Annotated in this window: 18 protein-coding genes and 2 pseudogenes; 3 read left to right on the top strand and 17 right to left on the bottom strand. The window is 71.2% G+C overall.

Annotation, left to right across the window (positions count from 1 at the left end; translation table 11 throughout):
• Window positions 1-64 precede the first annotated feature (64 nt).
• From ACFYM2_RS25425 to ACFYM2_RS25355, 15 genes are all read right to left on the bottom strand, one after another.
• Window positions 65-1246 carry an NAD(P)/FAD-dependent oxidoreductase gene (locus tag ACFYM2_RS25425; protein WP_358996892.1) on the bottom strand — a complete coding sequence of 394 codons (1182 nt, stop codon included), beginning with the start codon at window positions 1244-1246 and terminating at the stop codon, window positions 65-67.
• Between the two features lie 136 nt (window positions 1247-1382).
• Window positions 1383-2441: an LLM class F420-dependent oxidoreductase gene (locus ACFYM2_RS25420; protein WP_388839377.1), complete on the bottom strand. Its 1059-nt coding sequence runs from the start codon at window positions 2439-2441 to the stop codon at window positions 1383-1385.
• Entirely contained in the window at window positions 2438-3436 is a 999-nt protein-coding gene (locus tag ACFYM2_RS25415; protein ID WP_388461698.1) for an alpha/beta hydrolase, read from the bottom strand. Before ACFYM2_RS25415 ends, ACFYM2_RS25420 begins: the two co-directional genes overlap by 4 nt.
• Before the next feature lie 79 nt (window positions 3437-3515).
• Entirely contained in the window at window positions 3516-4262 is a 747-nt protein-coding gene (gene fabG, locus ACFYM2_RS25410) for a 3-oxoacyl-[acyl-carrier-protein] reductase (protein ID WP_388839374.1), read from the bottom strand.
• Window positions 4263-4400: 138 nt separating this feature from the next.
• Window positions 4401-4655 carry an acyl carrier protein gene (locus tag ACFYM2_RS25405; protein WP_350228281.1) on the bottom strand — a complete coding sequence of 85 codons (255 nt, stop codon included), beginning with the start codon at window positions 4653-4655 and terminating at the stop codon, window positions 4401-4403.
• Between the two features lie 68 nt (window positions 4656-4723).
• Window positions 4724-5530, bottom strand: coding sequence for an SDR family oxidoreductase (locus ACFYM2_RS25400; RefSeq protein WP_358996904.1), 807 nt, complete (start codon window positions 5528-5530; stop codon window positions 4724-4726).
• Window positions 5527-6549, bottom strand: a complete 1023-nt coding sequence (locus ACFYM2_RS25395) for a beta-ketoacyl synthase N-terminal-like domain-containing protein (protein WP_388839371.1) — start codon at window positions 6547-6549, stop codon at window positions 5527-5529. The genes ACFYM2_RS25400 and ACFYM2_RS25395 overlap by 4 nt, the downstream gene beginning before the upstream one ends.
• Window positions 6546-7838, bottom strand: coding sequence for a beta-ketoacyl-[acyl-carrier-protein] synthase family protein (locus ACFYM2_RS25390; RefSeq protein WP_358996910.1), 1293 nt, complete (start codon window positions 7836-7838; stop codon window positions 6546-6548). Before ACFYM2_RS25390 ends, ACFYM2_RS25395 begins: the two co-directional genes overlap by 4 nt.
• Window positions 7835-8809 (bottom strand): beta-ketoacyl synthase N-terminal-like domain-containing protein, encoded by a 975-nt coding sequence (locus tag ACFYM2_RS25385; protein WP_388839367.1) that lies wholly within the window; start codon window positions 8807-8809, stop codon window positions 7835-7837. The genes ACFYM2_RS25390 and ACFYM2_RS25385 overlap by 4 nt, the downstream gene beginning before the upstream one ends.
• Entirely contained in the window at window positions 8806-9948 is a 1143-nt protein-coding gene (locus ACFYM2_RS25380) for a beta-ketoacyl-[acyl-carrier-protein] synthase family protein (RefSeq protein ID WP_388839364.1), read from the bottom strand. Before ACFYM2_RS25380 ends, ACFYM2_RS25385 begins: the two co-directional genes overlap by 4 nt.
• Window positions 9945-11489, bottom strand: a complete 1545-nt coding sequence (locus tag ACFYM2_RS25375) for a class I adenylate-forming enzyme family protein (protein ID WP_388839361.1) — start codon at window positions 11487-11489, stop codon at window positions 9945-9947. Before ACFYM2_RS25375 ends, ACFYM2_RS25380 begins: the two co-directional genes overlap by 4 nt.
• On the bottom strand, window positions 11486-12448 hold the full coding sequence (locus ACFYM2_RS25370; RefSeq protein WP_388839358.1) for a beta-ketoacyl synthase N-terminal-like domain-containing protein: 963 nt from the start codon (window positions 12446-12448) through the stop codon (window positions 11486-11488). Before ACFYM2_RS25370 ends, ACFYM2_RS25375 begins: the two co-directional genes overlap by 4 nt.
• Window positions 12438-13673: a beta-ketoacyl synthase N-terminal-like domain-containing protein gene (locus ACFYM2_RS25365; RefSeq protein ID WP_388839355.1), complete on the bottom strand. Its 1236-nt coding sequence runs from the start codon at window positions 13671-13673 to the stop codon at window positions 12438-12440. The genes ACFYM2_RS25370 and ACFYM2_RS25365 overlap by 11 nt, the downstream gene beginning before the upstream one ends.
• Entirely contained in the window at window positions 13673-13888 is a 216-nt protein-coding gene (locus tag ACFYM2_RS25360) for a phosphopantetheine-binding protein (RefSeq protein WP_358996927.1), read from the bottom strand. The genes ACFYM2_RS25365 and ACFYM2_RS25360 overlap by 1 nt, the downstream gene beginning before the upstream one ends.
• Before the next feature lie 46 nt (window positions 13889-13934).
• Window positions 13935-15143, bottom strand: coding sequence for a 3-deoxy-7-phosphoheptulonate synthase (locus tag ACFYM2_RS25355; protein ID WP_388839352.1), 1209 nt, complete (start codon window positions 15141-15143; stop codon window positions 13935-13937).
• Window positions 15144-15547: 404 nt separating this feature from the next.
• Here ACFYM2_RS25355 and ACFYM2_RS25350 point away from each other — a divergent pair, with 404 nt between their 5' ends.
• The 3 genes from ACFYM2_RS25350 to ACFYM2_RS25340 all read left to right on the top strand — a co-directional run bounded on the left by ACFYM2_RS25350 (window position 15548) and on the right by ACFYM2_RS25340 (window position 19880).
• Complete coding sequence (locus ACFYM2_RS25350; RefSeq protein ID WP_388839349.1) at window positions 15548-17467, top strand: anthranilate synthase family protein; 1920 nt, start codon at window positions 15548-15550, stop codon at window positions 17465-17467.
• Between the two features lie 113 nt (window positions 17468-17580).
• Complete coding sequence (locus ACFYM2_RS25345; RefSeq protein ID WP_388839347.1) at window positions 17581-19077, top strand: MFS transporter; 1497 nt, start codon at window positions 17581-17583, stop codon at window positions 19075-19077.
• A 338-nt stretch (window positions 19078-19415) separates the two neighbouring features.
• Window positions 19416-19880, top strand: coding sequence for a nuclear transport factor 2 family protein (locus tag ACFYM2_RS25340; protein WP_388839344.1), 465 nt, complete (start codon window positions 19416-19418; stop codon window positions 19878-19880).
• A 46-nt stretch (window positions 19881-19926) separates the two neighbouring features.
• Here ACFYM2_RS25340 and ACFYM2_RS25335 read toward each other — a convergent pair.
• Both ACFYM2_RS25335 and ACFYM2_RS25330 read right to left on the bottom strand, forming a co-directional pair.
• A pseudogene (locus ACFYM2_RS25335) lies at window positions 19927-20034 on the bottom strand (transposase); the annotation flags it as partial.
• Between the two features lie 177 nt (window positions 20035-20211).
• A pseudogene (locus ACFYM2_RS25330) lies at window positions 20212-21136 on the bottom strand (LysR family transcriptional regulator).
• Between the last annotated feature and the right edge of the window lie 6 nt (window positions 21137-21142).

The following is a 21142-nucleotide window of genomic DNA, read 5'->3' as shown; positions in this document are numbered from 1 at the left end:
CGTACGGACACGGACGGCATCGGCCCTCCCCCGCTCCTCGTCGGCTGGGGAGGGCCGACGCGCGTCACACGCCGACACGTTCCCGCAGCTCCGGCGTCATCAGTTCCTCGGAGGGCAGTACGCCGGAGATCGTGGAGAAGAACCGCGCGGTCAGCTGCGGATGGCCCACGATGGCGCGCATCAGCGGCAGTCGACGGCCCGGCCGCAGCTCCGCCGCCGCCAGGGTGTCCCGGTAGCCGTCCATGACCAGGTCGTCGCGTCGCTCAGCGTACTGGCGCAGCGACTTGTCCAGCCTCGAATCGTCCCGCAGCCCGTCGCTGACCGACTCGACTAGCGCGACGGCCTGCCGGAAGGCGTCGGTGATGCCTTTTCCGGTGAGCGAGTCCTTGTGGTGGCCCGCGTCACCCACCAGCGCCCAGCCGGGGCCGGCGGCCTGGCGGAAGAAGTTGCGCTGGTCCCCGGTGCCGAAGAGCCGGTCCTCCTGCGTCGCACCCGCCATCCGGTCGGCGAGCGCGGGTGTGATGGCGGAGATGTTCTCCAGGTAGGCGGTACGGGCGTCGGCGCGCACCCGCTCGTACTGCGCCATCGGGAAGTAGGTGGCGACCAGGGTCAGGCCGTCGTTGGTCGGAACGAACCCCGCCCATCTGCGGGAGCTCTCGTACACTTCGAAGCCGGCGTCGATGCCCGACCAGAACGAGTAGTACACGCAGGTCAGCATGGGGTCCTCCAGCTCGGTGCGGGCGCCCGCGAGGCCGGCGACCTTCGAGCGCATGCCGTCCGCTCCCACCACCAGATGAGCCCGCTCCTCGAACTGCTTCCCGCCCGAGCGGTAGCGGACGCCGACCACCCGGCCTTTCTCGAACACCAGCTCGTCGACCGCCGACTGCTCACGGAACTCCGCCCCCGAGGCGACCGCCCCTTCGGTGAGGATGCGGTCCAGGAGGTAGCGGCGCGGGGCGTACGCGGCGGTGACACCGTCGGCAGGCCACGAACAGCCTTCGAGGGCCACGTCCTTGACCTGGTGACGGATGCGTTCGATCGGCGGGCAGCCGGTGGCCGCGACGGACTCCAACAGCCCCCAGCGCTTCAGATGGGCGACACCTGGTTGATGGATGTAGAGGGTCGAGAGGGTGTCGCGGGGATGGCGGATGCGGTCCAGCAGCAGCACGCGGTATCCGGCACGGGCGAAGAGCATCGCGGTCGGGGAGCCCGCGGCCCGCGCTCCCACCACTATGACGTCGTACACGGGACGACCATGCCTTTCCTGAGGGTCGGAGGTACGGGGGCCGGGGTCCGGCGGAGGTCCGGGTCGGACGTCGGGAGTCCGCGCGGGGAAGCGCGGCGTACGGTGTCCGGCGGCACGGGGCGCCGGCCGTACGGGGTCAGCCGACGCCTGCCTTGCTCAGGGCGTCGGCGAGTGAGCGCAGGGTCCGCAGGCCGTCCTCCGGGTCCGTGGGGAAGATCATCGCGGAGAGCGTGGTGACTCCCGCCTCGGCGTGCTCCCGCAGGAGATCGGCTATCCGCTCGACGGGGCCCAGCAGACACGTGCGTTCCAGGAACTCCTGGGGTATCGCAGCGGCGGCCTCGCGCGGACGGCCCTCCAGGTACAGCTCCTGGACGCGGCGCGCGGCATCCGGGTAACCCATGCGGGCGGCAAGACGGTTGTAGAAGTTCTCCTTGCGCGAGCCCATGCCGCCCAGATAGTGCGCGGTGTACATGCGGACCCGGTCGGCGCAGTCGGCGACGTCGTCGCCGACCACGGCGGGCATCGAGGACACGACGTCGAACCCCGTCAGATCCCGGCCCGCCCGCGCACCCCCCGCCCGGAGCAGCGGCAGATGCTCGGCGATGGTCTCGGGCTGGAAGAAGACCGAGAGCCAGCCGTCGGCGACCTCTCCTGCCAGCTCTACGTTGCGCGGGCCGACGGCCGCCAGGTAGAGCGGCACGTCCTTGCGGCGCGGCCGGGTGCCCAGGCGCAGCGGTTTGCCCGGCCCGTCGGGCAGCGGGAGCTGGTAATGGGCGCCGTCGTACACGACGTCCTCCCTGCGCAGCGCCATGCGGACGATGTCCAGGTACTCGCGGGTGCGCGCCAGCGGCCTGTCGAAGCGGGCGCCGTGCCAGCCCTCGGCGACCTGGGGTCCCGAAACGCCGAGGCCGAGCCGGAAGCGGCCCTCGGAGAGGATGTCGAGGGTGGTCGCGGTCATCGCGGTCATGGCGGGGCTGCGGGCCGGAATCTGCATGGCGGCCGTGCCGAGGCCGATGCGGCTGGTCTGCGCGGCGAGGTAGCCGAGCAGGGACACGGCGTCCGAGCTGAAGGCCTCGGCCGTCCAGGCCACCGCGTAGTCGAGTCGTTCCGCCTCCTGTACGTAGCGGGCGGAGGTCCTGGGGTCGGCGCCCGCGCCGAGGGGGCCTAGGTAGCGCAGGTTCAGTCCGAGTCTCATCGGTGCACCGTCCTGGTGGGTTCGGTGACCGCCTGCGGGGAGCTCCCGGTCCGGGCGCGTGCGCTGTCCAGGAATTCCAGGACGGTCGAGGTGTAGCGCTCCTTGTCGGTCCACAGGCCGCGCAGATGACGGGCCTCGGGGAGCACGAGAGTCCGGGCGTGCGGGTATCGGCGCGCGAGAGCCAGGATCTCACCGGCGGGTACCACGGTGTCCGCGCCGCCACCGATGAACAGCATCGGGGTGGTGGCGTACCCGGGCGCGGTCGGCGCGGGCGGCCACTGGGTGCCGCCGATGGTGAGGTGGTTGAACAGTTCGAAGGACCGTTCGGCGACGGTGGCCGCCCTTCCGTCACGGGAACGCTCCGGCAGCGTCAGCAGGCCCTCGCGCAGCAGGTTGGGAGAGATCGCCGGGGGGTCGCAGGCGGGGCCGCTGTCGCAGACCACCGCGTCGACGTCCCGGTGCAGCGTCCGCAGCGCGCGCAACATGGCGAACGAGGACAGCGAGAAGCCGTACAGGATGAGCCGGGGGCGGGCGCCGCCGGTCAGGGCAGCGGTGCAGCGGGCGGCGGCGACGGTGTCCTGGGCGAACTTCCGGTCGAAGCCGGTGAATCCGCGGTCCCGGAAGCTGTCGCCGTGGTTGCGGTAGTCGAACAGCAGCACCGAATGACCGGACTGGTGCAGGGCCCGTGCGTAGGGCAGGCTGCGGGACTTGTCCAGACCGAGCCCGTGGCCGAGCAGCGCCACCCGGTCCGTGCGCTCTCCCGGGCAGTACCAGCCCGCGAGGGTCCGGCCGCCCCTGCCCGCGGGGATGGCCACCTCCCGCGCCTTCAGTCCGAACTGTTCGGGGCGGCGGCGGCGTTCGGTTCGGGGCGGGTGGAACGCGGTGTACGCGGCGCGCAGGGCGTCGAGGGGGGCGGCGAGCACCGCGCCCGTCCGGTCGCTCATGCCCACGTCCCTGAGCGCCACGGCGCCGATCGGGGCGTCCTTGGACTCCATGTCCCCGCGCGTGGCGCCCGGTCGCACGCCACGGGCCCTCGGTGGGCCGCGTCGCGGGGGTTCGTAACGCTGCTGCCGCTCACACCACCAGCCCTCCGTCGATGCCGAACACCTGGCCGCTGATGTACGCGGCCCGCGGCGACACCAGGAAGGAGACCAGGTCGGCGACCTCGTCGGCCGTCCCGAAGCGACGCAGCGGAATCCTGTCCAGGATCTGCTTCTTGGCGGCGTCGGACATGTCGGCGGTCATGTCGGTCTCGATGAGGCCGGGAGCGACGGAGTTGACCCGGATCCCGTACCGGCCCACCTCCTTGGCGAGCGAGCGCGAGAAGCCGATGATGCCGGCCTTGGACGCCGCGTAGTTGGTCTGGGTGGCGTTGCCGTACACCCCCGCCACGGAGGACATCGTCACGATGGTGCCGGTGCGCCGCTTCATGAAGGAGAAGACCGAGGCGCGGCAGATGCTGTACGTGCCGTCCAGGTTGGTGCCGATGACGTCACGCCATTGATCGTCCTCCATGAGGACCAGCGGGTTGTCGCGCACGATGCCGGCGCTGGTGACCACCGCGTCCAACGGGCCGAGCTCTTCCTCGGCCCGGGTGACGAACGCGCGGGCCGCGGCCGGGTCGGCGACGTCGAGCGCCCCGGTCAGGACCCGTGCGCCCAGTTCGGTGACCTCCTTGGCGACCTGCTCGGCCGCGTCGGTGTCAAAGCGGTAGCACAGGGCCACGTCGAAGCCGTCGCGGGCGAGCCGGGTGGCCACCGCTCGTCCTATGCCGCGGGAGCCTCCGGTGACGAGAGCGACCGGTCGTGCGCCGTCAGTCATGATGCTGCTGCCTTTCGATGGACTTGCGGATCGGTCTCCCGGGTGCCTCTGCGGGGCAGTCGGAGACGAAGGGTGCGGGCCGTGCTCGTGGGGCCTCGCGGAAAGGCGCGGGGCCCCACGAGCACGGGCCTGCGACGGCTACTTGCGCTTGGAGTCGACCAGCGCGCGCACCTGGAGCAAATTGGAGACCTGCTTGAAGTCGGACTCGTCCACCTTGATGCCGTACTTCTTCTCCAGGTTGACGACGATCTCCAGGGCCATCAGCGAGTCGACCTGAAGGTCCTCGACGAAATGAGCCTCGTCGGTCACCTCTTCGGCGGGGAGCTCCAGGGCGTCGGCGACGAGCGAACGCAGTTCCTCGGTGTCGACGGCGACAGCGGTGTTCTCGGACATGTGGTGACTTCCTTACGTAGGGATGTACTGGATGCTGGGGGTGTCGCTGAGGGATGGGTGACGGATGGTCAGGCGGTGAGGATTTCTCCGCCGTCGATGCCGATGACGTTGCCGGTGAGCCACGACGAGTCGGACATCGAGAGCAAGACGATCGCCTCGGCGACGTCCTCGGGCTCCGTCAGCCGCTGGTGCGGGTTGCGGGTGCGGCACACCTCGGCGTACGCGGCGCTGCCGGGGATCTTCTCCAGAGCCGGCGTGAGCGTGGTGCCCGCACGCAGGGCGTTGGCCGCGATGCCACGTGGTGCCAGTTCCACGGCCAGCTGACGCAGATGGGCTTCCAGGGCCGCCTTGGCCGCGGACACCGGACCGTAGCTGTCCAGGACCCGGGTGCTGCCCGCGCTGGTCATGCCGTAGATCTTCGCGCCTCGGCCGAGCAGGTCCGCGGCGAGCAGGTCCTGGGTCCAGTAGACGAGGCTGTTGGCCATGACGTCGAGGGTCATCGCCAACTGCCGCGAGTTGACCGTCTCCTGGTCCTGCGGACCGTCCGGAGCGGTCGCGAACGGTAGCAGCGAGCCGAACGCCAGCGAGTGCAGCAGGATGCGGATGCCCTTGCCGCCGGTGAGTTCGACGGCCCGCGCGACCACCTCCCTGCGGGTACTCGCGCTCGCCGCGTTGAGGTTGAAGAAGTGCGCGGACACTCCGGTTTCGCGCAGTTCGGCCTCGAATTTGGCGGCGGCCTCCGCACCGTCGGCGGTGTCGAAGTGGACACCTATGACGTTGCCGCCGCGTTCCGCGAGCGCTGCGGCGACGGCCCGGCCGAAGCCGCTGGAGACGCCCAGGACGAGGGACCAGGATCCCTGGATATCCGTGATCATGTCCGGTTCCCTTTCTGCTGGGGGTTCTGCTGGGGGTTCTGCTGGGGGTTCTGCTGGGGGTGGAGGGGGGTTGTGGGCAGGGGGGCGTCCAGCCGGGCGAATGCCACGTTGCCCTCCGCCGCGGCCGTCACGAGGATCCTGTGTCGTCCCTCGCGGGCGGCGAGCGCCGCAACGAGGTGGCGCATCGGGGTGAGCGCTCCGACGCCCGCCGGGAAGGACGCGAGGTCCGCGCACCGGTTGCCGAGCCAGGCCAGGACGGCTTCCCCCACGGGCGAATCGTCGACGATCGCATCGACCCTCGGGGGCCCGTCGGTGTCCGCGGTGAGGTCGCGCCACGCGTTCTCCAGTGCGCGGTGCGCGGTGGCGCCGGGTGCCAGGAAGGCGGTGCGGACCCGCACGGTCCCGTACGAGGGTGCTGGGGACCGCGCGTCCGGGCGGGCGCAGATCAACGCGACGGCTCCGGTGTCACTGCTGTCGGCGCCCGGTTCGCAGTCCGGCAGCGTCTCCTCGGTCGCGCCGACGACCAGGGCGTCGGCCCGGCCGGCGGCCAGCGCCCTCGCGCCGGCGGCGAGCGCGTCCAGGGCCGCGGTGCGCGGCGAGTTGACGGTGAGTGTGAAGCCGTTGACCTGGTGCTCCGTGGCGAGCCGGGACGCGAACAGACTCATCGCGAAGTACGGCGCGCTCAGCGGGGCGATGGCGTCCGCCCCCGCGTCGATGATCGTCCGGTCTTGCTCGTCCAGCAGCGCCATGCCCGCGTTGTTCGTGCCCACGACGATCCCACGGCGGTCGGCGGGCACGGCGAACAGCGCCCCGTCGGCGTCCGCCTGCGCGTTGGCGGTGGCCGCGAGCAGGTACTGGCAGCCCGGGGGCAGCCGCTTGTAGCCTCGGCCCGGCAGCGCGGCGGCCACGTCGAGCCAGCCGGGGCCGGGACCGCCAGTGATGACGGAGGACAGCGCCTCGGTGGGTTTGTCGGTGCCCGGCAGGCAGACGCCCACTCCGAGCACGTTCAAGGTGCTCATGACAGGACCATCCCTTCCGCAGGCCTCTCCCGTAGGGCCCTGACCTCTCGGTCCCGGTGCCCCGCGTCCGCTCCCGGCGCGGCCGACAGGACAAGCGACACGTTGTTGCCGCCGAAGGCGTAGGCGTTGACCAGCACCGAGGGCGCGCTCAACGGCACCGGCCCGTCCTGCGGCAGCCATACCGCGCAGCGCGGATCCTGCGCGGAGACGGGCGCGTTGGCCGGGACCTGCCCGTGGTGCAGCATCAGTGCCGCCGTCAGCACACCGAACGCGCCCGCGACTCCCGCCGTGTGCCCGATCATCGCCTTGAGGCTGAACAGGGGGAGTTCGTCGCAGTGCGCACCGAACACCTCGCGCAGTGCCTCGCTCTCCACGACGTCGTTGAGCGGTGTCCCCGTTCCGTGCGGTACCACTCCCCCTACCTGGTCGGGCCGCAGGCCCGCCTCGGCGAGGGCCCCGCGCATGCCGCGCACGGCCTGGACTCCGCCGGGGTCGGGTGCGGTGGGGTGGTGGGCGTCGCAGCTGAACGCGGCGGCCGACAGTTCCGCGTACACCTTCGCCCCCCGGGCCTCGGCGTGCTCGGCCGCTTCGAGCACCAGCATCGCCGCGCCGTCACCGAAGAGGGTTCCCTGCCGGTCCGTCGCGAAGGGCCGGCAGGCGACCGGGTCGGCCGCGCCGATGCGGTTGAAGACGCCCATGCCCACCCGGGTCGGGCCTTCGGCGCCGCCGGTCAGGACCACGTCCGCCTCGCCCGCGCGGATCATGTCCGCGGCGACGGCCGCCGCGTAGCCGCTGGCCGCGCAGGCATTGCCGAAGCTGGTGCTGCCGCCGGTGGCACCGATCGCGGCCGATACGGCGGCGCAGGTCACCGTCATCGGCGACCACCTGCCGGCGGCCCGGCGCGACGGCGCGCCCCGCTCGGCGGACCGCCGGGCCTCGTGCTGTCCTGCGTTGCCCATCTCCACGCCGAGCACCACGCTGAGACGTTCGCGCTGCGCCTCGTCGAGGCCGGCGTCCGCCACCGCTTCGCGAGCGGCGGCGATCGCCATGCGGGGGCCCGCGGCGAGCTCGACGTGAGCGTGCCGCTCGGGACCTTCGGGCACGTCGGCCGCGGGCACCAGGTACATCAGCCGGTTGGCCATCCGGGCGTCCGGGTCCACAACGGGCCTCGGCGCGGCGCCTTTGGAGGCGAGCCCCTTCCAGAAGGCGGACACGCCCGAGCCCAGAGGGGAGATCGCTCCGAGGCCGGTGACGACCACTCGGCGGCCCGACCCTGCACGCCGGCTCACGGCACCTCACCGGCTCCGGTGAGCACCAGTGCGGCAGCCGCATCGTCCGTGGCTCCTCCGCCGCTGGTGGCCAGTACGGGTCCGGGGCCTCCCGCGGCGAGATGGGCGACGCCGGCAGCGGCTTGGAGGACGCCGAGCGCCCCCGAGCAGTGGCCGAGCCGTGCGGTGAGGTCGACCGCGGAGGCCGTCGCGGCGTCCTCGGCCAACCCCAGCCACAGTCCTGCCGCGAGGGCGCTCTCGCCGTGCAGCGCGTGGGCGCGGGCGGTGGCGGAGTCCGCGGCTCGTACGCTGCGCTCCAGTACGGCCAGCGGGCGGGCGCCGCGTGCCGCGACGCGTTCGGAGGACTCCAGGACGAGCGCCACCGCCCCGTCGAGCGGACTGCGCCCGGAGCCGTCGTCCAGCAGCCTGGCGGCGGGTTCGGTGTGCGGCTCGACGCCGATGACGACGACCGTGTCGGCCCTGCGCGCGGCGAGCAGGTTGTGCGCCCAGTGCAGGGCGTCGGCCCCGCTGGTGGCCCCGTTGCAGACGGTGAGGTTGGGCCCGCGCATCCCGTACCGGATGGCGATCCATCCCGCGATCACGTTGGACGACGTGTGCGGCAGGCCGAGCGGGCTCAGTCCGGTGACCGTGTGCGCGGCAATGGTGTCGACGAAGTCGCAGACGCTGTCGAGGTTGCCGAGGTTGGTGGAGATCACCACGGCTGTGGTGTCACCGGGCCCGGTGTACCTCTCGCCGTCGTCGGACAGCAGGCCGGCCTGGCGCAGCGCGGGGGCGACGGCCCGAAGGGCGAGGCGCGAGGCACGGTCCTTGTGCCGCATCTCCCGGCCTTTGAGGCCGGTGTCGGGGTCGAATCCCCCGTCGTGGGCGCCGGGAGCGAGGAGGTCGGCGGCTTCCCGCACACCTGGGATGGCGGTGCCCACGCCGGTGATCACGACGGATTTCACCCCGCCCACTTCATGGCGCGCGGTCACGGGCGGTCCCCCTTCTCCAGGACGGCCACGGCGTTGATGCCGCCGAAGCCGAACGCGTTGATCTGTGCGGTGGACATCCGGGCGGTGGCGGCCGTGTCGCGGACCAGCCGCAGGCCGGCCGCCTCCTCGATCGGGTCGGTCAGTCCCAGCACGGCCGGGACCACGCCCTCGCGCAGGGCGAAGGCCGCGGTGATCAGGCTGAGGAGCCCGGAGCCGCCCAGGGTGTGCCCGGTCATGGATTTGACGGCGGTCAGCAGGGGACCTGCGCCGGCGCCTTCGAAAACCCGCGACAGCGCGGTCGCCTCGGCCGAGTCGTTGAGCTGGGTGCCGCTGCCGTGCAGCATGACCAGGTCGATCTCGTCCGCCTTGAGTCCGGCCCTGCGGTGCGCGTCCTTGATGGCCCAGGAGATGGCCGTCGCGTCGGGCGCGGTGGGGTGCGAGGCGTCGCAGTTCATGCTGACCCCGCGCACGACGGCGTGAACTCCCTTGCGGGACAAGCCCGTTCGTTGCACGACCACGGCGGCCGAGCCCTCACCCATCAGCATGCCCGCCCGAGCCCGGTCGAACGGCCGCAGGGCGCGCGGCGTCTCGTTCTGCACCCGGTCGAGCGTCCCGAAGGCGCTCTCCGCGATCGAGTCGCTGCCCGCCACCACGACGGTGTCCGCCTGCCCGAGCTCGATCATGTCGGTGGCCATGCCGAGTGTGTACAGCGTGGCCGCGCAGGCGTTGGCGAACGTGTAGCTGCGCACGGTGGCGAACCGGTCCCGCAGCGCGCTGCCGAAGTGCAGGTCCCGCATGGTCAGCGGTGCCCCGTCGCGCCACCACAGTTCCGCCGAGCGCTGTTCCCTCAGGGTCGTCCCCACGAGGACGGGAATGTCGCCGTCCACGGAGTCCAGGCCAGCGTCGGTGAGGGCCTGTTCGACCGCGGTCTCCAGCCATCGGGTGGCACGCAGCGGACGGTCGGCGCCGTCCCGGCCGCGGTCGTCGATCTCGTACGCCTGCTTCGCCCGGTACTTCTCCCGGTCGAAGGCGCGCAGGCCGGCGAGGCCGCTGCGGCCCGCGCACAGCGCGTCGTAGACGGCGCGCGGGTTGTCGCCGATGCTCGCCACGGCGCCCAGGCCCGTGATGTCCCAGCTCATCGTCCCTCCCCCGCCGCCCGGCCCGCGGACTCCCGCAAACGGTTGCGGGCGAGCTTTCCGGTGGACGTGGTGGGCAGGACGTCGATCACCTCGACCCTGGCCGGGCGCTTGAAGGGCGCGAGGCGGGAGCGCAGGAGGGTGAGGATCGCCTTGCGGACGACGCTGGGGTCGACGCCCGGCGCGGGAACGGCGTAGGCCACCGCCTGGTCGAGTCCGTTCTCGTCGCTCACGGCCACGACCGCGCACTCCGCCACCTCGACGGCCTCGCGCACGACCGCCTCTATCTCGCTGGGAGCCACCTTGTAGCCGCCCATGTTCAGCAGGTCGTCCGCGCGGCACAGGTACCAGAAGTCGCCCGCCTCGTCGCGTCGCACGATGTCGCCAGTGTACGCGCCGCCGTCGGCGAAGGTGCGGCGGGTGGCCTCGGTCCGGTTGAGGTAACCGAGCGCCACGCAGGGCCCGGCCACGTGCAGCACGCCTTCGGCGCCGTCCGGGAGCGGTGCGCCGTCCTTGTCCCTGACGGTCGCGCTGACGCCCGTGACCGGACGGCCCGTCGCTCCCGCGGTGGCGGCTGCGGGCGGGGTGGCGACGACGATGTGCAGGGCCTCGGTGGCGCCCAGACCGTTGATCAGCGGCACCCCCAACTTCTCGCGCACCTGTTCGGCGAGCGCGGCCGGGCAGTGCTCACCCGCGGTGACCGCGAGCCGCAGCGAGGCGATCGCATCGGTGCCGTGGGCGGCGGTGAGCGCGAGCAGCGCGACGTACATCCTGGGTACGGAGAACAGCACGGTCGGCCGGTGGCGGCGCAGCGCGCTGTGGACCGCGTGCGCGTCGACGCCGCCGCGCAGCACCACGGTGCGGGCGCCCGCGGCGAGCGGCAGGATGACGGAGTTCCCGAAGCCGTAGCCGAAGGACACCTTGGCGGTGGAGAGCACCACGTCCTCGGGGCCGAGCCCGGCCAGCGAGCCGACCGAAGCGGCGACGGCCTCGATGCCGGTGGCGGCGTGCAGCACACCCTTGGGCGAGCCGGTGCTGCCCGAGGTGTACTGGATCAGCGCGGGCTGCCGGGCGGCCCAGTCGGCCTCGTCGGCCGCCGCCTCGGGGGCGTACACCTTGGTGTCGGGGGCGCCTCCGAAGACCGTACGGACTTCGTCACCTGTGCTGCGGGGCAGGCCATTTATGTGGTCGCCCAGCTCGCGCCGGGAGGCGTTCGGGAAGTCGAAGTGCGCGAACCCGGCCTCGCAGTCGGCGGCCATGAAGCGCAGCTCGGGGTCGGACAGCGCGGGGCTGACCGGCACGGGCACACACCCGTGCCACCACAGGCCCAGGATCGCCGCGGTGGTCGCCACCGAGTCGTCGGCCACCACCAGCGCCCGGGTGCCCACGGGCACGCCCCGCTCGCGCAGCGCGCCCGCGTAGCCGGTCACGGCGTCGTGGAGCCGCGCGTAGGTCACCTCGCCGACGTCGGGGTCCACATGGCTGACGCGGTCCCCCGCACCTGCCCGCACGTGCTTGCCCACCAGTAGTTCCACCAGTTTCATCGCGGACCCTTCCTCGGGGACGTCACTTCCACGGCAACGGCGTTGCCGCTGCCGAGGGCCAGCGCGAGGACGCGCGAGCCCGGTTGTTCCGCGCAGCTGTGGTCCGCCGTCAGGGCGACAGCGGCGATGACGGCGGCGACGCCGCCGGCGGCCCCCAAGTCGCCGAACCGTTCCTCGACGCGCAGCGGCGGCGCGGCGCACAGCGGGGCCAGGACATCCGGGGCAGGGGCGTCGGCGGCCGACGCGGACAGGACCAGCCGGTCCGCCGGCCCGTCCATGCGTGCCAGGCAGGAATGGACGAACGCATTGATGCCGTGCCGGGCCCAACGGGCCCTGTGCACCGGCCTGATAGCTGTTTCCCGCCCGCCCGGGGCGTTCCGCTGGAGCACCATGCACAGGGCCGCCTCCGCCGGGTCACCGTCGGGGCCGGTCCGCCAGACGGACGTGGCGGCGGACCCTCCGACCACGACGCGCACGCACCGGTCGCGCCTCAGCATCCGGACCGCTTCGGTGACGGCGTGGGCGCCCGCGTCCTGGCGGCCGGTCAGGTTCAGGTACGGCCCGTCAAGGCCGAGCCCCACGGAGATCGCCGTCGCGGGCGCGGTGAACGCGGAATGCGCGGTGCGCCGCGGGGAGACCCGGCCGGGCCCCGCCTTGGGGATGTCCGCGCAGGTCTCCGCGTAGGCGGCCAGACCCGCGGTGGACGAGGCCCAGACAGTGGCGGTCGCACCAGCGGTCCCCGGGGTGCGGGGCGACGCGGCTGATACGGCGGCGGTGGCCGCGGCGAGCGCCTGCTTGTGCTCGGGTGCCTCGTGCGCGAAGGCGCGGAGAGAGGAGGGTAGGAGCAGACCGGTGAGACGTGTCGCACCCGGCAGCCGGACTCCGATCCCTGCCACGGCTGCCGTCGTCCGGCGTGCGGGGGCGCCCGGGGCGGTCCGTACGACGGTGTCAGGCCGCATCGTCACTCCCGACCGCGCCGAGCAGAAGTGCCGACACTCCGCCACCAAGTCCGAAGGCGAGACTGAGCACGGTGGCTAGGGAGGCCGGGCGGCCCGAGGGCGGCACCAGGTCGAGGCCCGCGCAGGCCGGATCGGCGTCGCGGAGGGTGGCGTTGCCCGGGAGGTGGCCCGCGGCCAGCGCCATCACCGCCACCACCGCTTCGAGGACTCCTGCCGCGCCCTGGGTGTGGCCGAGCACACCCTTGAGGGAGGACACGGCGGGCTTGCGCCGCCCGGGCCCACCGAGGGCGGAGGCGATCGCCCGTGCCTCGACGCCGTCGCTCGCGGGGGTACCGGTGCCGTGAGCGCACACCCAGTCCACGCTCTCCGGCGAGCGGCCCGCGTCCGCCAGGCAGGTGCCGATCGCCCGGACCAGAGCGTCACCGGTCGGCCGCGGCCGGGTGAGGTGGTAGGCGTCGGCGGCGGCGCCGTGCGCCAAAAGCACGGCCAGCGGCACAGCGCCTCGTGCGGCGCAGTGCGCAGCGCTTTCCAAAATCAGGACGGCGGCGCCCTCGGCGGGCTGCATGCCGAGCCGGTCCGCGTCGAAGGGGCGGGGCACGTCGGGGGCGAGCGCCCGCAACGTGGTGAACATGGCGAACACCTCCTGGGAAAGCTCCTCGGCTCCGCCGCAGATCGCGACGTCCACCTCTCCGTCGGCGATCGCGTCGGCCCCGCAGGCCACGGCGTCGCCGCCGACGGAGCAGCCGGAGGCCAGCTGCACCACGGGCCCGTCGAAGGCCACCGCCTGGGGCAGCAGATCGAGCAGCCGTTCCGGTTCGGCCCAGTCGGTGCCTTCGGGTGTCAGCCCCTCAGGGGTGATGCCGTGGTCGAGGACCGGCCTGGTGGCCATGACCGTCCCGGCGAAGACCCCGGTGCGGTGACCGTCGTCGGAAAGTCCTGCGACGTGCGCCGCCTCGGCCGCGGCGGCGGCCAGGAAGCGCGCCGCGAGCGAACGGTGCGGCGGCACGAGGGAGTCGAGCTGTGACAGCGCGGCCGGCGGGACCTCCCCGGCGCGGTCCGAGGGGTGGCGGGAGGTGTCGAAGCGGGTGACGGGACCTGTCGTCACCCGGCCCGTGCGGACCGCCTCCCACAGCGCCCGGCGCCCCAGCCCGGCCGGCGACACGGCGCCGATTCCCGTCACCACCACGCCGGAACGCACGGGGGCCCGTTCCATGGGCGTCGCCATCAGGCCGCCTTCCCCTTGGCGCGCAGCAGCGCCACCATGCTGGAGGACGACGTCACTTCGGCGGCCTCGTCGGGGCTGATCTCGAGGTCGAACTCGCGCCCCACCCGCACGATGATCTCGACCTTCTCCAGGGAGTCCGCCGCCAGGTCGTCGTAGAAACCGGCGTCAGCCTCCACGCTTTCGACTTCGAGGACTTCGGCGACGATAGTGCGCACACGATCGAGAGCGGCAACATTCTCAACTTCGGGCATCGACCGTTCCTCAATTCCAGTTCGCAGCGACAGAAATCGCCTGTTCCGCATTGAGTCGGGGATCGCACAGCGTGGTGGAGCGCCCGTCGCGGCCGGCGAGTTCCGACGCGTCGGCGACACATTCGGAGACCTCGTCGGGGGTGGTCTCCAGATGCAGTCCGCCCGGAAACAGCCCGATTTCACGCAGAGCGCCCTGGAATTCGACGATCTCTTGCACGACGGAGGTCAACAGCCGCGTCTTGCGGCCGCTGGCGGCCCTGACGGTGTTGCCGTGCATCGGGTCGCACAGCCAGACCACCGGGTGCCCGGCCTCGCGTACTTGGGCGGCCAGCGCCGGCAGCCGACGGGCCGCCTCTCCGGCTCCCATGCGTGAAATGAGCGTCAGCCGCCCGGGGCTGCGCTGCGGATCCAGGAGCGCGCACAGGCGCAGGAGTTCGTGCTCCGTCATGCTGGGACCGACCTTGCAGGCGACCGGGTTCGAGACCAGAGCCAGCATGCGTACGTGCGCGCCGTCGATCTGCCGGGTGCGGTCGCCGATCCAGGGCCAGTGCGTGGACGTCAGCAGCGTGTCGCCCTCGCCGCCGCGGCGCAGTTGCGGCAGTTCGTAGTCCAGCACCAATGCCTCGTGGCTGGCCCACACCGGCACCCTGGTGATCTCCTGCTGCCTGCGCAGGTACGTCATGGCGGTGGTCGCGGCCTCGTGGCAGGCGAGCATGCGCAGCGGATCGGACCTGCGGTCCCTCTCCGTCCCCATCGGCCCGTTGACCAAGTGACCGCGGTATACGGGCAGTTCGACTCCGTCGACGAACTCCGTCAGGGCGGACCTGGGCTTGGCGAACTGACCGGCGAAGCGGCCCACTCGAAGCACCGGCAGTCCGGAACCCATCTGCATCACACCTGCGAGAGCGTCCAGCAGACCGGTCTTGCGCCCCAGATGGGCGGGCGTGCATTCGGCCGGGTCTTCGGCGCAGTCGCCCGCCTGGACGACCTGCCTGCGGCCTTCCGCGACGTCGGCCAGAGCCAAGCGCAGTGCGTTGACCTCGTCGGCGTCCACCAGTTCCGGCAGAAGAGCGAGGTCTCGCCTGATCCCCGTGACGAGCCAGTCGTCGTTCCAGACGGGCTGCTGATGGGAGGGCAGCAGCCGCCAGGACCGCATCTCGTCCTCGGTCAGCGCGTAGTGGGATTCGGCGAGTCCGGCCCAGTTGATGGCGACATTCATGAAGGTTCGATCCCCGTATCCCCTGTCGGCTGCCTCGGCACGAGCACATCAATGAGGCACACAATCGAATCGTCGGTGTTCGGCGGGTTACAGCCGAATGACGCTGAGATTGAACGAGCTATTCGGGCTGAACAGCCGACGTGCAAGCCGGATCCGTCGCGGTCAGCCGATTTCGAATCTAGCCGTACGGAAGCCTCTGCGGGCTACCCGTACGAGTAGTCGGAAGCAGTTGACAACCTACTCGCCCACCGCAGCGCGCAGCGTATGTGAGTAGTGGCCCCCACCCGGCCCGACTGCGAGACTCTGGTTCGCAACGCAGGAGAAGGCGAGTGCGCAGAAACAAGAGCCAGAGGCGGCGGCCATCCTGTTGCCGTGCGAGTTTTCGGGGAGTTCTCGTGAATGAGATGAACACAGCACGTCTGCAAACCCTCTGGGGACCCGACGCACCACCGTTCGTCCTGCTCCACCGACCGCACTCCGCAGGTCATCAGGACGTCGAGCTCCTGCTCGGAAACGTCACGGAGGTGGCGCGGCTGAGCGACCTTCCGCTGCCCTGCGACCCGCCGCAGGGCGGGGCCGGGAACCGTCACGATCTGGTGGTCCTGGTTCCGTACCGGCAGATAGCGGAGCGCGGTTATGCGCACCAGGACGACGGCACACCGCTGCTCGCCATGACGGTGGACGAGCAGACCAGGCTGAGCGTCAAGGAGACCCTGGCGGCGTTCCCCGCCCGGCCCTTCGAGCTGGCGGACGCCGGCTTCGACACCGACGACGCCGAGTACGAGCGAATCGTCCGCGAGATCATGAGCGAGGAGATCGGGCGCGGCGAAGGGGCGAACTTCGTCATCAAGCGCTCCTTCGTCGCCACCGTCCAAGGGCCGCCCACCGAGGCCGCGCTGACGGTGTTCCGCCGCCTGCTCGCCGGTGAGGCCGGCGCGTACTGGACCTTCCTCATACACACGGGCACACGCACGCTGGTGGGCGCCAGCCCCGAGCGGCACGTCGCGCTGAACGACGACACCGTCACCATGACGCCGATCAGCGGCACCTACCGCTACCCGGCCGGCGGACCCACCGTCCCCGAGACGCTGCGCTTCCTCGCCGATCCCAAGGAGACGGACGAGCTGTACATGGTCGTCGACGAAGAGCTGAAGATGATGGCGCGCATCTGCGAACCCGGAATCCGGGCCGAGGGCCCGTACCTGCGGGAGATGACACGGCTGGCCCACACCGAGTACCACCTCAGCGGGCGCACCACGCGCGAGCCGGGCGACATCCTGCGCGAGACGATGTTCGTGCCCACCGTCACGGGCAGCCCGCTGGAGAACGCCTGCCGGGTCATCAACCGGTACGAGAGCGACGGACGCGCCTACTACAGCGGGGTCCTCGCCCTGATCGGCCGGGACGGCGCCGGCGCGCGACGCATGGACTCCGCGGTGCTCATCCGCTGCGCCGACATCGACGCGGATTCCCGGCTGCGGATCGGAGTCGGCGCCACCCTGGTGCGCCACTCCGACCCCGCCTCCGAGGTGGCCGAAACCCGCGCCAAGGCGGCGGCGGTGCTCCAGGCCCTGCACGGCGACGTGCTCCAGGGAGCCAAGCGCCCCGTACTCACCGAGGACAGCGCGATCCTCGACTCCCTGGCGGACCGCAACAAGACCCTGGCCCGGTTCTGGCTGGACCCGTTCGACGAGCAGGCGTACCGGGAGAACCGCGAGGTGCTGAACGGCAGGCGGATCCTGCTCATCGACGGCGAGGACACCTTCACCGCGATGCTCAACCACCAACTCATCTCCCTGGGCCTGCACGTCACCGTCCGGCGCTTCGACGAACCGTACGAACCGGCCGACCACGACCTCGTGATCGTGGGCCCGGGCCCCGGCGATCCGCGCGACGGGAACCATCCGAAGATCGCCGCCCTGCGCCGCACCGTCCGCGGGCTCCTGGCCGCGCGGCGGCCCTTCCTGGCGGTCTGCCTCGGACACCAGGTGCTCTGCGCGGAGCTCGGGCTCGATCTGGTCCGCAAGAACCCGCCCAACCAGGGGGTGCAGCGAGAGATCGACCTGTTCGGCCGCACGGCCAGGCTCGGCTTCTACAACACCTACGCGGCCCTGTGCCCCACCGACCGCTTCAGCGGCCCGCACGTCCCCGAGGGCATCGACGTGAGCCGGGACCCGGACAGCGGCGAGGTCCACGCGCTGCGCGGCGAACGGCTGCGCTCGACCCAGTTCCATCCGGAATCCCTGTTGTCCGAGGACGGCCTGCGCATCCTCGCCGACGACTTGTCGACGCTGCTGCCCGCGCCCGTCGGCGTGACGGGCTGAACGCAGAACGTCTCAGCGCGGGACGGGTGGCCCGCCCATTGAGCGGCGCACACCGACGCGAGGGCATCCCGCCCTTCCACTCCCGCCTCCGACCTCAACGGAAAGCGCACTTGATGCCAGGCAGTCACAGGCGTCCGGCCGCGAGGGAGTCCGCGGGACGCGGTCTCGTTTTCGCACTGGGCCTCTCGGCCATGATCGTTTCAATGATGCAGACCCTGATCGTCCCGATCCTGACCGTGGTTCAGAAGGATCTGTCGCTGTCTTCCTCCACGACGAGCTGGCTGGCCACATCGACGCTGCTGTCGGCCGCCGTGTTCACGCCCGTGCTCGGCCGCCTCGGCGACATGCACGGAAAGCGACCCGTACTCCTGGGTGTGCTCGGGGTGACCGTCGCCGGATCCGTACTGGCCGCCTGCACCAGCTCGCTACCGCTGCTCCTCCTCGCCCGCGTGATGCAGGGAGCCTCCACGGCGATCTTCCCGCTGGCGCTGTCGGTGCTGCGCGACGAACTGCCCGCGCGGCGCCTGCCGGGGGCGATGGGGCTGGTCAGCGGAACCCTCGCGTTCGGCAGCGGCCTCGCCCTTGTCGGCGCGGGACTGCTCAGCCAGGGCCCGCACCCGGACTACCACCGGGTCTTCTGGCTGGCGACCGTCCTGTCCCTGATCGCCCTGGCCACCGCCGCGATCGCCGTCCCGCCGTCCCCCTCCTCCGTCGGCGGCCGTACGGACTGGCTGGGAGTGACGACGCTCGCCGGCGCGATGATCCTGCTCCTCCTGCCCATCTCGCAGGGCGGCGCGTGGGGTTGGACATCGGCGCGCTGCCTGGGCCTGCTCGGGGGCGCGGTGCTGCTCACGGTCGTGTGGGTACTCATCGAACGCCGGGTGCGCCAACCGCTGGTGGACATGCGGATGTTCGTGCTGCGGCCGGTGGTCTTCACCAACCTCGCCGGCGTCCTCCTGGGATTCGGCATGTTCACCCAGTTCATAGGAATCTCGTATCTGGTGCAGACACCCCACAGCGTGGCGGGGTACGGCTTCTCGGCCTCGGTGCTGGACGCCGCCGTGGTCTACCTGCTGCCCGGCACCATCGCGTCGCTGATCGCCGCGCAGTTCGGCGGCGTACTGGTCCGCCGGATCGGCGCCCGCATCACCCTGGCCGCCGGAGCCGGATCGGGTGTCCTGGGCTTCGGCTGGCTTGCCCTCAGCCACGCCAGTCCCGGGGGTGTCGTGGCAGCGGGCCTGCTCACCGGCGTCGCGGTCAGCTTCGGCTTCGCGACCCTTCCCGCGTTCATCGTGGCGGGCGTCCCCGCCCATCAGAGCGGCATCGCGAACGGCATCAACTCGATCGCCCGGTCGCTCGGCAGTTCCCTGGGCAGCGCCGTGATCACCGCGATACTGAGCGCCCACCTGCTGACAGGCCTTCCGCCCGGAACGCATCCGCTGCCCGGCGAAGGCCAGTACACGCTTTCCTTCACTCTCGGCGCCTGCGCCTTCGCACTCGTCGCCCTCATCGCCCTGACCGGCCTGCGGATCAAACCCGCCCCGCACCACGTGATCGTCCCACCCGCTGGCGCGTACGCCACTGAAGTTCCCTCAAGGCCGGGCGGTTGAGGGATTTCCGCTGCGTCCGAGGGGGGTGGGCGGGTGTGGAGGACGCGTCCTGGGAGCGGTTCGCAAGCTCGACGAGAGGTTCTGTGCTGAGCTGATTGAGCTTGTGCGACCTTTTGCGTGGCCTTGGGAGGGGCACGCGGGCCAATGCTGCGAGTTGGGTCATCTCCGCGTTGGCGCGGGCGAGTTGGCGCGTATGTGCTCCAGGGTGCGTTTCGAAAGTGGATCTTGATGTTGCGTTTGCCTTACTTCGGAGGTAATCGTCTCGGCCGGACGGTGCGGGCTAGGTTGATGGTCTCGCCGCGTGAGCAGGAAGCGGACCATACGGAGAGAGGCCAATCATGTCCATAGCCACACCTACGAACACACGGACCGCGGTTGAGCAGTTACTGCGTACGATCGGTGAGGGCGACCCCGAGCGCATCGCCAAGTTGTACGCCGAGCGAGGCGATTGGAAGCTGAGCTGGCCGGAGGCCGAGCACGGTCATACTTCCACGCCCTGGATCCGTCATCGGTCCACCCGGGCCGACGCGGCCGCCCACTATCGCGAACTCGCCGAGCACCACGTGCCGGAGCAGGTGGCCACTGAGGTCGAGCGCATCCTCATCGACGGAAACGACGCGGTCGTGATCGGCGAGATTCGCCAGACTGCTCGGTCCACCGGACGTGCGTATCGCGCGCGATTCGCTATGCACCTGACCTTTGAAGACGGCTTGGTCACCCGGCACCATATCTACGAGGACAGCCTCGCCGTTGCCCAGGCATTCGACACCGAAGACCAGCGAAATCCACCAGGGCGAGCATGAGGATGCTGGTCACAGCCACTCGTTGCCCGGCCGGGTGCGAGGGCGGCTCGAAGATGCGGGACCAGGTTCCGTCCCGCTGCCAACGCCGGAACAGTCCGTAGACCGTCTCCCACGGGCCATACCGCTCAGGCATGTCCCGCCAGGGAGCACCAGCGCGAATGCGCCGGCCCGGAAGCCGAAGTGGCGCTACCCGCCCCGTGACCTGCCCGCCGGGGCCCAGGCGGTGTCCGTGTGGTTCACGTGCCGCTGAGAACGTCAAGCGGCGCCCGGTGACGTGAGACCGCGAGGGGGGCATCGCCGGTTCTGGGATGGCACCCACCTCGGCCGCAACCTACGTGTGTGGAACGTGCAGGCCCCGTCGCCGTTCCGCGGCTCGGCGCACGAGTATGGCGTGCAGGTCTCGTTCCGCCGTGGGTACTGGGCGTGCGTGGCGCCGCTGGATCATGACACGCAGTTCGGTGGCGTCGTCAGCCAGCGGGCGGTGGACGATCGTGCCGTTGCGTTCCAGTGGGTCGTCGAGCACGCTGTAATCCGGTAGCACGCTAACCCCGAGTCCCTCAGCGACCATCAGCTTGCACATCTCGGGCCCCGTCCGCGGAGTACGAGAAGGACGGCACAGAACCTCTGAGAAGCCGGTGTACGTAGCGGTGCATCGCATATCCGGTTCGCATGACGATCAAGGGCTGGGCCAGCAGGTCTGTGACAGTGACTGCGTTGAGTGTGGCCAGTGGGCTGTCCGGGCGGACGCAGACGACTGGACGGCCGCGTAGAAGTTCGGTGGTGTGGAGGCCGGGGGGAAGGTCGTCGTCCCGGAGGTAGCTGACCAGCCCGAGGTCGAAGCTGCCCTCCGTGAGGTGTCGTTGGATTCCGTCCTGCCGGTCCGTTATCACTTCTACTTGCGTCGATGGATGCACGGCACGGAACTCACGGATGGCGGGTGCGAGAAGCGTGACGGTGGCCGCGTTGACGGTGCCCAGGCGCAGTCGGCGGCTGTTCAGGTGATGTTCGTCGGCTGCCCGACGCAGTCGGTCGACCGCGTCCAGCACGTCGGCGATGTGCGGCAGCAGTTCGCGGCCTTCATCACTGATCTTCGCTCCGGAACGCTTGCGTTCCAGGAGTTCCACTCCCAGTTCCCGCTCCAGATTGCGGAGTGTCTCGCTCAGCGCCGGTTGCGACAAGTGCAGCTCCTCCGCAGCACGACGCAACGACCCCAACCTGGTGACCGCCGCAAAATATTCCAACTGTTCCATGCGCATACCGAA

The organism is Streptomyces sp. NPDC006711 (genome assembly GCF_042869775.1).
GTDB lineage: Bacteria > Actinomycetota > Actinomycetes > Streptomycetales > Streptomycetaceae > Streptomyces.
This window is presented reverse-complemented; position numbering and strand designations above follow the sequence as displayed.

Bases quoted from the DNA above. Each gene is read 5' to 3' on its own strand.
- ACFYM2_RS25420 (WP_388839377.1), bottom strand. From the start codon at position 2,441: ATGAGACTCGGACTGAACCTGCGCTACCTAGGCCCCCTCGGCGCGGGC.
- ACFYM2_RS25415 (WP_388461698.1), bottom strand. From the start codon at position 3,436: ATGGAGTCCAAGGACGCCCCGATCGGCGCCGTGGCGCTCAGGGACGTG.
- fabG (WP_388839374.1), bottom strand. From the start codon at position 4,262: ATGACTGACGGCGCACGACCGGTCGCTCTCGTCACCGGAGGCTCCCGC.
- ACFYM2_RS25405 (WP_350228281.1), bottom strand. From the start codon at position 4,655: ATGTCCGAGAACACCGCTGTCGCCGTCGACACCGAGGAACTGCGTTCG.
- ACFYM2_RS25400 (WP_358996904.1), bottom strand. From the start codon at position 5,530: ATGATCACGGATATCCAGGGATCCTGGTCCCTCGTCCTGGGCGTCTCC.
- ACFYM2_RS25395 (WP_388839371.1), bottom strand. From the start codon at position 6,549: ATGAGCACCTTGAACGTGCTCGGAGTGGGCGTCTGCCTGCCGGGCACC.
- ACFYM2_RS25380 (WP_388839364.1), bottom strand. From the start codon at position 9,948: ATGAGCTGGGACATCACGGGCCTGGGCGCCGTGGCGAGCATCGGCGAC.
- ACFYM2_RS25375 (WP_388839361.1), bottom strand. From the start codon at position 11,489: ATGAAACTGGTGGAACTACTGGTGGGCAAGCACGTGCGGGCAGGTGCG.
- ACFYM2_RS25370 (WP_388839358.1), bottom strand. From the start codon at position 12,448: ATGCGGCCTGACACCGTCGTACGGACCGCCCCGGGCGCCCCCGCACGC.
- ACFYM2_RS25365 (WP_388839355.1), bottom strand. From the start codon at position 13,673: ATGGCGACGCCCATGGAACGGGCCCCCGTGCGTTCCGGCGTGGTGGTG.
- ACFYM2_RS25355 (WP_388839352.1), bottom strand. From the start codon at position 15,143: ATGAATGTCGCCATCAACTGGGCCGGACTCGCCGAATCCCACTACGCG.
- ACFYM2_RS25350 (WP_388839349.1), top strand. From the start codon at position 15,548: ATGAACACAGCACGTCTGCAAACCCTCTGGGGACCCGACGCACCACCG.
- ACFYM2_RS25345 (WP_388839347.1), top strand. From the start codon at position 17,581: ATGCCAGGCAGTCACAGGCGTCCGGCCGCGAGGGAGTCCGCGGGACGC.
- ACFYM2_RS25340 (WP_388839344.1), top strand. From the start codon at position 19,416: ATGTCCATAGCCACACCTACGAACACACGGACCGCGGTTGAGCAGTTA.